Consider the following 12,376-nt stretch of genomic DNA (forward strand, 5'->3'; position numbering starts at 1 on the left):
TGTAGCGCTTTTGTCTTGTTCATCCCCGTCACCAAATTAGCGAATTTATTATGACCATTATTAATAACACCCAATACCGTAAGCCATTACCAGGCTCAAATGTAGATTATTACGATACCCAAGCCGCGGTAGATGCCATTAAACCGGGCGCTTACGCCACACTGCCTTACAGTTCGCGGGTATTTGCCGAAAACTTAGTGCGCCGCTGTGAACCCGATATGTTAACCGATGCGCTTAGCCAAATTATTGAGCGCAAGCAAGATTTAGACTTTCCGTGGTATCCGGCACGCGTTGTATGTCACGATATTTTAGGGCAAACCGCTTTAGTTGATTTAGCGGGCCTGCGCGACGCTATTGCTGCAAAAGGCGGCGATCCTGCAAAAGTAAATCCGGTTGTGCCAACACAATTAATTGTCGATCACTCGTTAGCGGTAGAGCATGCAGGCTTTGACCCTGAAGCATTTGAGAAAAACCGCGCCATTGAAGACAGACGCAACGATGACCGTTTTCATTTTATCAACTGGACTAAAACTGCGTTTAAAAATATTGATGTGATCCCGCCGGGCAATGGCATCATGCATCAAATTAACCTTGAAAAAATGTCACCAGTAATTCAAAACCGTGACGGTATTGCATTCCCAGACACGCTAGTAGGTACCGACAGCCATACACCGCATGTTGATGCGTTAGGTGTGATTGCTGTTGGCGTGGGCGGCCTTGAGGCAGAAAGCGTAATGCTAGGGCGCGCATCGTACATTCGTTTACCCGATATTGTTGGTGTAGAGCTTACCGGTAAACGCCAACCAGGCATCACTGCAACCGATATTGTACTGGCTATCACCGAATTTTTACGTGAGCAACGTGTGGTATCGACTTACCTCGAATTTTACGGTGAGGGTGCTGATGCACTAACCCTGGGTGACAGAGCAACCATTTCTAACATGACCCCAGAATTTGGCGCAACCGCGGCTATGTTCTACATCGACGATAAAACTATTGATTACTTACGTTTAACAGGTCGTGATGAAGAGCAAATTGCATTAGTAGAAAACTACGCTAAAACAGCAGGGTTATGGAGCGATAGCTTAAAAACAGCGCATTACGACCGTATACTTAAATTTGATTTATCAAGTGTAGGGCGCAACATTGCAGGGCCTTCAAATCCGCATCGTCGTGTATCTACTAGCGATTTAGCAGCGCAAGGTATTTCGGGTGTTGTTGAAAACGAAGAAGGTTTAATGCCAGATGGTGCCTGTATTATTGCCGCTATTACTAGCTGTACTAATACCAGTAACCCGCGCAATGTAATTGCGGCAGGTTTATTGGCACGTAACGCCAATGCAAAAGGTTTAATGCGTAAACCTTGGGTTAAAACTTCATTGGCACCGGGCTCTAAAGCAGTGCAATCGTACCTTGAGGATGCAAAATTATTACCAGAGCTAGAACAACTTGGTTTTGGTATTGTTGGTTTTGCCTGTACTACCTGTAACGGCATGAGTGGTGCACTAGACCCTAAAATTCAACAAGAAGTGATTGATCGCGATTTATACGCAACAGCGGTGCTTTCGGGTAACCGTAACTTTGATGGTCGTATTCATCCGTATGCTAAGCAAGCGTTTTTAGCGTCTCCACCCCTTGTAGTAGCTTATGCTATTGCCGGTACCATTCGTTTTGATATAGAAAAAGATATCCTCGGTAAGGATCAGCAAGGTAACGATGTAACCTTAAAAGATCTATGGCCATCTGATGAAGAAATAGATGCAGTGATCAAGCAAAGTGTTAAGCCTGAGCAGTTTAGAAAAGTATACGAGCCAATGTTTAACTTAACCGTTGATTACGGCGAAGATAACGACCCATTATACGATTGGCGTCCAGAAAGTACCTATATTCGCCGCCCTCCTTATTGGGAAGGGGCATTAGCAGGTGAGCGCAGTATGAGTGGGATGCGTGCATTAGCAGTACTTGGCGATAACATTACAACCGATCATTTATCACCTTCTAATGCAATTATGGCAAGTAGCGCGGCAGGTGAATACTTAACTAAAATGAACGTACCAGAAGAAGACTTTAACTCCTATGCTACCCACCGAGGCGATCACTTAACCGCGCAGCGCGCTACATTTGCAAACCCTAAACTATTGAACGAAATGGTATTGGATGAAAACGGCGAAGTGAAGCAAGGTTCGTACGCGCGCATAGAGCCTGAGGGTAAAAATACGCGTATGTGGGAAGCCATCGAAACCTACATGCAACGTAAGCAACCGCTTATTATTGTTGCAGGTGCTGACTATGGTCAAGGTTCGTCTCGCGATTGGGCAGCAAAAGGCGTAAGGCTTGCAGGTGTTCAGGTTATTGCAGCTGAAGGGTTTGAGCGTATTCACCGTACTAATCTCATTGGTATGGGTGTGCTACCACTGGAATTTGCTGCAGGTACAACCCGCAAAACACTTAACCTAGATGGTAGCGAAAGCTATGATGTAAAAGGCGAACCAGCACCAGGGGCAACTTTAGAATTAGTGATCACCCGTAAAAATGGTGAAGTAGTCACTGTGCCAATGAAATGTCGATTAGATACGCAAGAAGAGCTTTCTATTTATGCTGCAGGCGGTGTATTGCAACGCTTTGCACAAGATTTTTTAGAAGCAACGCAAGCATCATAAGGATATAAAACAGATGTTTAAACCACAAATTAAAGTGCCAGCGACCTATATGCGTGGCGGCACCAGTAAAGGCGTGTTTTTTAATTTAACCGATTTACCCGCATCTGCCCAAGTGGCAGGTGAGGCGCGCGATAACTTATTACTGCGCGTTATTGGTAGCCCCGATCCTTATGGTAAACAAACTGATGGTATGGGTGGCGCAACATCAAGCACCAGTAAAACGGTTATTTTAAGTAAAAGCACACAAGCTGATCACGATGTAGACTATTTATTTGGTCAAGTCGCGATTGATAAAGCGTTTGTAGATTGGAGTGGCAACTGCGGTAATTTAACCTCTGCTGTGGGCGCATTTGCCATTAGCAATGGTTTAGTTGATAAAAGCAGAGTGCCTGATAATGGAATTGCTATTGTGCGTGTATGGCAGGCTAACATTAAAAAAAGCATTTTAGTGCATGTACCGATGACCAACGCTCAAGTACAAGAAACCGGTGACTTTGAGTTAGATGGTGTTACCTTTCCTGCCGCTGAAGTAAAGCTGGAATTTATTGACCCTGCTGATGGTGATGGCGCGTTATTCCCAACAGGTAATGTGGTGGATGACTTAGAAGTGCCAGGCGTGGGCACGTTAAAAGCAACCATGATCAACGCAGGTATTCCGACTATTTTTGTAAATGCAGCGGATATTGGTTACACCGGTACAGAGCTGCAAGATGATATTAATAGCGATAATGCGGCGTTAACTATGCTTGAAAGCATTCGTGCCCATGGCGCGGTAAAAATGGGCTTAATTAAGAATATTAATGAAGCGCAAGCACGCCAACATACACCTAAAGTGGCTTTTGTTGCTCCAGCAAAAGACTACACAGCCTCAAGTGGTAAGCACATCAATGCCAGCGATATAAGTATATTGGTTCGTGCCATGTCGATGGGTAAGTTACATCATGCCATGATGGGCACAGCCGCGGTTGCTATTGGTACAGCGGCCGCGATAGAAGGCACCTTAGTTAATGCTGCCGCTGGTGGCGGAGCCATTAATGAAGTTAATTTTGGTCACCCTTCTGGCACATTAAAAGTGGGTGCAGAGGCGGTTGTTACACATGGCCAATGGCAGGTTAGCAAAGCTAGTATGAGCCGCAGTGCCCGTGTGTTAATGGAAGGTGTCGTACGAACCCCACTTATTCAATTGTAATATATTTTTTATTATTCTTCTTAAAATGCCAATCAGGTTTACCGATTGGCATCCTACACTTTAAGTTTTAAAGGCACCAAACACTTAAACTCAAGCCTTAATTTCCCCCCCTTAAATACGTTAAATAAAGTTTGTTAGTTCTCAAGCTCTAATTTACCCACTATTAAAATCTCTACTTTTATAAATAAGCTTTTAAATACTCAGTGTTTGTTTTTTTTTGCTTTATATCCCTGAGTCACTTGAAGAATAAGATTAACAGACTAGATTATATCTAGGGTATGTTTTTCTGTTAATAAAATGTTTTTGATTGTGTTTTATATAGCGCTAAAGTATTGAGTAAAAAATAAATCTTTATGCTCGTTGTTTCTTTGATTTACGCATAACACTATCTGCTTTAGGATTTTATTATCATTTATCAATATATTAGAGAGCTTAGATTTTCTCTAAAGGATGTACATTACTAATAAATCTATTAGTCATAATAGGCTATCAAGGAGAAATAAATGACAAAGCGCATAATCAAAGTCACACCGGTTGCTACTTCAATTGCTCTTACACTTGGTTTATCAGCTTGTGGTACTGACAATGATGGAAACAAATATGTTCCACCTGTTCCCCCCGTTCAGGTGGTAACCGCATCGGATGATGCTCAATTTAATGTAGAGATCACAGGTAAAGCTGTTAAGGGTACAATGAAACAAGCAGCTGTTAGCGTAATGACATTAAACGAAGCAGGTGAAACTGTTCCTGTGGCATTTAGACTATCAGCTTCAGAAGAAACAGAAACGTTTATGGCTGAAGCGTCATCTCAAGAAGCTGCAAACTTAGCGGTTGAGGCAAGCAAAATAGAAGGTAACCCTGATACTGTAGTTACCAATAACAGTGGTGGATACAGTATATATTTGGAAGATGATTTTACTGGCCCTGTTTACATTACTGTAAAAACATTAGCAGAGAGTGACGATAGCTTTTTACGTTGTGATGCATATTTAGGTTGTGGTGAATATTCAGTAGCACCAGCAGTAGATGAAGAGAATGATGGTGATAATAATATTGAATTTGGAGAATGGTACAAAACTGACCTTGAGCTCTCTGTGGTAAAGTACATTGAAGAACCTGAGGCTGATGATTCACAAAGCGATATAAATCCTGAGCGAGCTTATACTGCCAATACAACACTTTTAACCTCAGTTGTAGCAAAGCTTCTTATGAGCGAAAGTGTTTCTATTGATGACGACGCTATAGCATCTGCAAGCTTAAACTCAGTAATTAAAGTACTAGGTCCTGATTCGGCTATTTTACTTGCCGCTTTAAATACAGACCTCTCAGTAGGAGGTGCAATTGATTTAAGTAATATTGAGGGCGATGAAGAGCTAAATGCAGCAGTTTTAATTCTCACTCAACTTGCTTCATCAGTTCAAAGCTTACCTTCTATTACTGATGCTATTAATCAAATGGTTAATAACGTTAAGACTGAATCTTTTGCGGCGGGGGTCAACAGCTTTGGTATTCAAACATCGAACTCAACTCTTAATAGTGACTCTGAAACTGCAGCTGATGAGGATCTAATTCAAATTGCAGTAAATATTACTGCGAGTATTTTTGTTGCTGCTGCAACAGGTGGTGAGAATGACATAAAGGCAGCGCTGGAGGCTGCTTTTATTGCTATGAACCCATCAGCTTCAGCGTCTGATATTGCAAACTTTGCTTCAAATTCAGCACTGATAGCTAAAAAAATTAAAAAGGCAAAAGATAAAGGCGTTAAAAATGGAGCTGCAACTAACGCGGCTTTAACTAACTTGGGTAAAACAATTCAAAAAGTATTATCAAAGCTTGGATGTGCAGGTAGCGAGTGTATTGTAGGTACTGATTTTTTTGCTAAATTAGCTGCTGAGTTATCAAAGCAAATTGATATGACAGAAATGAACCTTACTAAGTTACAAGATTCTGTGGATTCTGCACAAGCAGATCTACTCGCTGTTCAAGGCTTAGGGGGAGATGCAATTGTAGATGCTGATGATGCAATTGCATTCGTATTGGCTGTAGTAGAACTAGAAAGTGAAGCCGAGGAATCTAGGTTAGTAAGTATTTCTAAAGCATTATTTACAAAAGCCCGAGGATATATGGGGGGGGCCAAATTACTCACTTCTAGAAGCTCTGACTACTCACAGATTTTGGACGACGCCAAGGCACTTAGAGCTGGTACCAAAGCGGAAGCTGGTGAGGTTTTAGCTTTCTCGAAAGCCCTGAAAATTTTAATTAAAGAATCAGAAAAAGTAATTTCAGATTTCAATATCGATGTTGAAGTTGCAAAGAGAATTGCGTTGAAAGCGGAGGCTAAGGCTGATGCTAAACAAACATTAGCTACAACTGCTGAGTCAGTTTCTACAAACGCGCTTTCTGCAGCTCAAGCAGCTGTTGATTCTGGAAGCCTTGACGCTGTAAGCCTTGTGGAGACAGCAATTGATGCCGCGTCTGACTTTGTAGAGGCTGTTGATCAGTTAGAACTTGCGATATCGAAAGCATTAGCAGCGGCACAATCGTATGCAAAAAAAGCTACCGATGACTCCTCTGAAGCAGATGAAGCAGCTAATTTGATTGCAGGCGCTATTCAAATGAGAGCTGCAGCTGTTACTCAAGCGGCACTAGCTGATGAGCAATTTGAAAAGGCATTAGAACTACAAACTAAAGCCCTGCTTGATGTTGCAACTAGAGAGGTAAAAGCTACGTCAGAGTCGTTAGCGACGATGACAGTGTTAACTAGTTCTGGTGGTGATGCAATTGTAACTTCAGCGGATGTACTGTCTGATGTAATTGATGAATTAGCAAGCAGTGGTAATTCAGGAACAGGTAACTCCTCATCTCAACCTGAATGGGCTTATGATTACAGTCTGGATGACCTAACATTAAAACTTACTAATGATACAACCCAAGAAATGATAAGTGCGATAGCCTCTTATCAAGGTGATAAATTAGTAGTTGCATGGGGGGCTACACTAAAAGGTAGTAATGGCGAATCGGTGTCACTCATTACAAATACCAATCAAGCAGAAGCACTTAAAGAGTGTGAAGACTTTGTAGCTGGAACTATCACAAACCCTAAAGATATAGACTCATGCTTATCGATTACCTTTGATAGAACGGTAGACGCTGGTACAGTTGATGATGCACTAATGACAGATATTAAAGCTTGGAATAATATTAGTATTATGGATGGTGCCTCTGGCTTTGAGGGTAGATTAAACGTCATCGGTAACGATACAATCGATGTTGCGACTGTTACCTTGGAGGGCAATTCCGGTGACTTAGGCTTTAAAGTTGTCGGTATGGTTGATGGTAGTGGTGCTGAGGATAAAAGTACTTTAGAAATTATGGTTAATGATGATGCCGCAATGGGTTACACATTAAAAATGATGGGTACGGAGTCTGCAGGTTACAGTGGTGATGTTAAAGCAATGTACAATGATAAAATGATGTCATTCGGTACGGTAACTAAAGTTACCAACGGAATATCAATCTCTTATATTGACGGAGACACAATAAACTACACAGATGTTACATTTATTGATTTAACTAAGTAATATTTAAACCCTCAAAAGGGAAGAGCATTAAGCTTTTCCCTTTTTTATATTAAGAGATTAAAAATTATGACAAAAAAAATTCTCTTGTTAGGATTTACAGCTGCTTTCATTTCCCCTCTTTCATCTGCAAGCAATCAATTTCAAGTATTTTCACAGTTCGATGCAGAAATATATACCGAAGCACAGCCGGTTGCAGCATTTGTTGATGACTTTGATGCCCCATTAAAGTCAGGTGACAGTGCGTTTACTTACAATATATTTGAACTAGGGGTCAGTTATTCGGGCTTTAAGTTTGGTTTTCAAAGTCGTTATGACTATGTGCTGAACTTTGATCCTGATACGGCTCTTTATACCCATACAGAAAAAAATAACTTAGCTTTTGAAGACAGGTTTTACACTTATCGCTTAGATGGTAAGCAAGCTACAACAAATGGGGTATTTCTTTCTTACGATTTTAATTTTTTACAAAATAACTCTCTAACAATTACACCAAAAGTTTCCGTTTTTGCAAGTACCCACTTTCAAGATGCATCAGTAAATGGCCAAATTTTTAGTGATGAACTAGAGGGAAGTATTTTGGTGGATTATAGCTTCTCAAAAGATATATTATTTAAAAAGTTTACACCGGAAAATAATCCTAAAGGAATGGGTTACAGCTTTGATTTATTTGTTGATTGGCAAGTGAGTAATGACTTTAAAGTAGGTTTAAGTATTAAAGATTTATTTTACAAAACAGATTATGACAATAGTGGTTACGTTAGAGGCCAAACTACAGATGTACCATTTAGTAAAGATGATAATGGGAATGTTGTGACCCAGCCATTAGTGTCGTTACAAACTTCTGCATTTGGCAATACTCAAAACCGTGATTTAGAAATGATAACTCGTTTTAGGGTTTTCGCGGATTATAGAATTAGTGAGCGTTATTCTACTCAGTTAACAATTAAAAATTATGACAAAGATACCTTTAATCAACTCAAAGGGCGAATTCACTTTTGGGATCATTGGGCTGTGCAGGCTGGTTTTGAAACAAAAAGTGAAGCATTTTTAATAGGTGTGGAGAGTAAATATTTTGGTCTTAATTTAAAAACAGATAATCTTGATTTAGATAAAGCCTACTATGCAAATGTGAATTGCTACCTAAATATTAATTTTTAAGGATTTATAATGTATAAAAAAATTATACCTATAGGGATGGCTATATTATTAGCTGCATGCGGCGGTTCATCTGAAAATAATAGTGCAGAGAGTGTTAATAATGTCACTGAAATTTCAACGCTTTCATCTATTGAGGTTTATGTGGCCAATTGGCAATTACCGCAAGGTACACTAAATATTTTTGATAGTAATAATGTTTTACAGGAATCATTAAAAGTTGAAGATATTAATAATGTGAACATAAAAGTAGCAGCCCTTAGCTTTTATACTTTTGAGTTTATCCCTACAGATACCAGACTAAATTGCCCCCGATTAAGTGGTTGCGGTAGAACCTTTCGAGGAGATGTTAATGATTTGAATGAAAACCGTTTAATTGATTATCAAGAAGCAACATCTGTAGAGCTAAACTATAAAGCTGAAGTATTTGGTGCGCCAGGGGCTAATGTTGTTTATTTATCGCCGATGAGCAAGGCGATTACCGAAAGAGGTTTTAGTGCTTCGTTGCCTAGTTTATCTGCAACACCGTTTTATCATTTAACCCACAGTAGCTTACCTGCAAAAGTCGAAGCTCAAATGGTTACTAATGCATTTACATACGCGGCCATTGTAGCTGGCGCAATGGATAATACTTTTAGTGTTGAAAATGCTTTTGAAGAGTTTATAGACGCTGAAACAATTCCACATGACTGGCAAAATTACAGCCTGTTAGCTACACAGTTTATAACTGAAAATTTAATTTCCGAGCAAGATAATACTCAGCTACAGAGTGTGGCGGGGCAAGTAAAACAAACGATAGCGAGTATAACCACTAATTTAGAATGGAATACACTAAGAAGCGGTGAACTGAGCTATGACTCAAGAGAGTTATTAGTAGATATACGCGATATTATTGGTGTTGCAAGGCTTCAAGAAGCAAGCTCCTTAGATACATTGAATACAAGGCTCGAAGAGCTTGAAAGTGCGTTTGATGAAAGCACTAAGATGACATTAGACGTACTTGTTAATGTATTAGATGTGGTTATTACTAATTATTCGCCTGTAGCTGATGAGTTAATACCTGCAGGCCAATATGAAATAGACGGTTTAGATATTGATTACAATAAATCTCCTTACTCTTGGGCAATAACAGGGACTTATGATGGTTTAGCTGTGGTCATTGATTTAACTATTCCTAACTTTAGAATTAGTGGCGTGTTAGGAGATAGAGTCGAAGGTGTTTTGAGTGCTTCAATTATCAACGGAAGTACGTCACTTAATATAACTTCCAGTAAATTGTTAGTGCAGTTAGATGGTACAGATGATAGCAATAATCAAAACTCTGATACAGATACAGATACAGATACAGGAATAGCTGACCTAACAGTAAGCCTAGAGATTAATAAAGAGGCAAGTCAACTTGAGGGGGAATTATCACTCAAGTTGAAACGCGATCTAAACTCTCTTAGCAAGGTAGTAAATATCTTATCTTCTTTCGACTTTAATGGTAAATATGTAAGCAATATACAAAGCATAGACTTCCATATTACAGCCTTAGAAACATCACCTTTCAAGGGAGATGAAAATGATGACTTGGTTTATTCTTTTGAGCTAGATTTTCCGTTAAACGGAGCAAATGATTTTAAGTTTGCTTATGCTGGGAAAATTGACAATAGACCAAGACTTAGTTCAAGTGACTTTTTTGTTAGCTTGCAAAATCGAGGGTTAGATATACAGATCAGGGATATCAAAGGTAATATTAATCTTGTGGTCAGTGGCGCTAATGGACGCTGGTTAGAACTTAAGCAGAAAGGCCGTGATTATAGTGGAGGCTTGTATTTTGGTGATACAAAAATCGCTAAAGTAACTGCTGTAAGAGGGATACCTGGAGTACTGTTTCCAAATGGAGACTTTGAATCGTTATTTTAATATTAATAGGTATTTAAATACTCTGTCGAGTTATTTAAAAGAGTTCTCAACGTTTTATGAGAACTCTTTTTTAAAAAGCTAAGATTTTTGGACTTCCCATAGTTTGCTAGACACCCAATAAGTTACATTCCGTAAAAAGCTATATAGCTCATTAGAGGAGTTGCAAAAGGATCTAGACGAATGGATGATTTATTACAATAATGACTGAACTCATCAAGGAAAAATATGCTGTGGCAGAACGCCATTAGAAACTTTATTAGATGGAAAATTGATCTGGGCTGAGAAAAATTTAGCTCAAATCTAGACTGACAGTCACCGATTAAAAAACGGGTAACTGTCAGATCAAGTCTGAGCTAGTACAGCTAAAATCTTTATAAGCAGTTGTATATACGGAAAGTAATTTTTATTTTATTAACTTTAAACTCGCTAACCTTTTTAAAGTGATTTTACCAAACCCTAATTTTTGTCATTAATATAAAAATGTTTTTCTATTCTAAATAGAAATATTCACATATATTTAGTTTTTATTATGAAACACTGATGCCCGTGAGTGGAGTTGTTAATGGATTTATCTAGGCTTAATGCAGAAAAATTAATCAAAAACTTGCATGCAGGAGTGGTTGTGCATGCTCCTGATAGCAGTATTGTTTATGCAAACCCTGCTGCATTAAGTATTTTACGTATCACACAAAAGCAAGCTTTAGGGCATGACGTTTTTGATAGTCAATGGAATCTAATTGACGAACTGCGTAAACCTCTCAGTGTTGATAAACATCCCGTTAGTTTAGTTATTAATAGTAAAAAACCGATCAGTAATATTGAGCTAGGTATTTGTGATGGCTCATGTGAAGAAATAACTTGGGTATTGTGCAACGCCTATCCAGAGTTTGATGAAAATAATAACCTCGCAGAGGTAGTGACCACCTTTATTGATATAACTCATCAAAAACAAACGATTCCATTTAAAGAGATAGTTGAACTTGCTAATGATGTTATTTTGGTTACTGAGGCTGACCCAATCATTGAAAATGGACCTAAAATTGTTTATGCAAACCAGTCATTCACTAAATTAACGGGGTATCATTTAGATGAAGTTAGAGGAAAAACGCCACGAATTTTACAAGGCCCTCAAACTCAGCAAACAACGCGAGATAAAATAAGGCATGCGCTAGAAAATAAACAGCAAGTGTCAGAGCAAATACTTAATTATAAAAAGTCAGGTGAGCCTTATTGGATTGATATGAATATTTTTCCACTAAAAAATGCCTTGGGTGAAGTGGCTTATTATGCGGCTATTGAGCGTGATATTACTAAAATGAAACAGTATCAAGCGCAGTTAAAAGACTTAACGATTAAAGATCCTCTTACAAATTTACTTAACCGTAGAGGATTTATTGAATCGAGTACACTTGCACTTGATACCTGTTTTAAAAATGAACAGCATTTAACGCTAACTATGATAGATATTGATCATTTTAAGCGTATAAACGATGAGTTTGGCCATGAAGGTGGTGACTTGGTCTTACAAAGTATTGCTGAAACGTTCAAATCATTTTGGGACAATAATGACATTGTAGCGCGTTTGGGCGGTGAGGAGTTTTGCATTGTTTCGCAGGATAAATGTGTTACTACTGTAGTTAAAACATTAGCAAAGCTTCAGGATTTTTTAAAAGATAATCCGGTTGAGTTACCCTGTGGTCAGTATGTCAGTTACACAGTGAGTAACGGGGTATCGAGCTTAACCTCTGAGTCTTGCACTTTGCAAGGCTTATTAAAAAATGCGGATAAAGCACTTTATAGAGCAAAAAACACAGGCCGTGATCAAACCGTGGTGTTTAATGAAAACCTATATGGTACAGATTTGAAAACAGCAGACTAAGGCA

At 39.0% G+C, this 12,376-nt stretch carries 6 protein-coding genes and 1 pseudogene; all 7 read left to right on the top strand.

The window, feature by feature from the left end; all coding sequences use genetic code 11:
* Positions 1-50: 50 nt before the first annotated feature.
* The 7 genes and pseudogenes from acnD (at position 51) to AC27JR_RS09575 (ending at position 12,372) form a co-directional block, all read left to right on the top strand.
* Positions 51-2,660, top strand: a complete 2,610-nt coding sequence (acnD, locus tag AC27JR_RS09545; protein ID WP_487173434.1) for a Fe/S-dependent 2-methylisocitrate dehydratase AcnD — start codon at positions 51-53, stop codon at positions 2,658-2,660.
* Between the two features lie 13 nt (positions 2,661-2,673).
* On the top strand, positions 2,674-3,849 hold the full coding sequence (gene prpF, locus AC27JR_RS09550; protein WP_487173435.1) for a 2-methylaconitate cis-trans isomerase PrpF: 1,176 nt from the start codon (positions 2,674-2,676) through the stop codon (positions 3,847-3,849).
* Positions 3,850-4,352: 503 nt separating this feature from the next.
* Positions 4,353-7,430: a hypothetical protein gene (locus AC27JR_RS09555; protein ID WP_487173436.1), complete on the top strand. Its 3,078-nt coding sequence runs from the start codon at positions 4,353-4,355 to the stop codon at positions 7,428-7,430.
* Positions 7,431-7,496: 66 nt separating this feature from the next.
* The gene (locus AC27JR_RS09560) at positions 7,497-8,588 is read left to right on the top strand and encodes a hypothetical protein (RefSeq protein WP_487173437.1); all 1,092 of its coding nucleotides are present in this window, start codon (positions 7,497-7,499) and stop codon (positions 8,586-8,588) included.
* 9 nt (positions 8,589-8,597) lie between these two features.
* Complete coding sequence (locus AC27JR_RS09565; RefSeq protein WP_487173438.1) at positions 8,598-10,493, top strand: hypothetical protein; 1,896 nt, start codon at positions 8,598-8,600, stop codon at positions 10,491-10,493.
* A gap of 121 nt (positions 10,494-10,614) precedes the next feature.
* Positions 10,615-10,797, top strand: a pseudogene (locus AC27JR_RS09570) (IS481 family transposase); the annotation flags it as partial.
* 258 nt (positions 10,798-11,055) lie between these two features.
* A complete protein-coding gene (locus tag AC27JR_RS09575; RefSeq protein WP_487173439.1) occupies positions 11,056-12,372 on the top strand; it encodes a sensor domain-containing diguanylate cyclase in 1,317 nt (438 codons plus the stop codon).
* Positions 12,373-12,376: the final 4 nt, after the last annotated feature.

This window comes from Pseudoalteromonas sp. NH0006-26 (assembly GCF_057552415.1).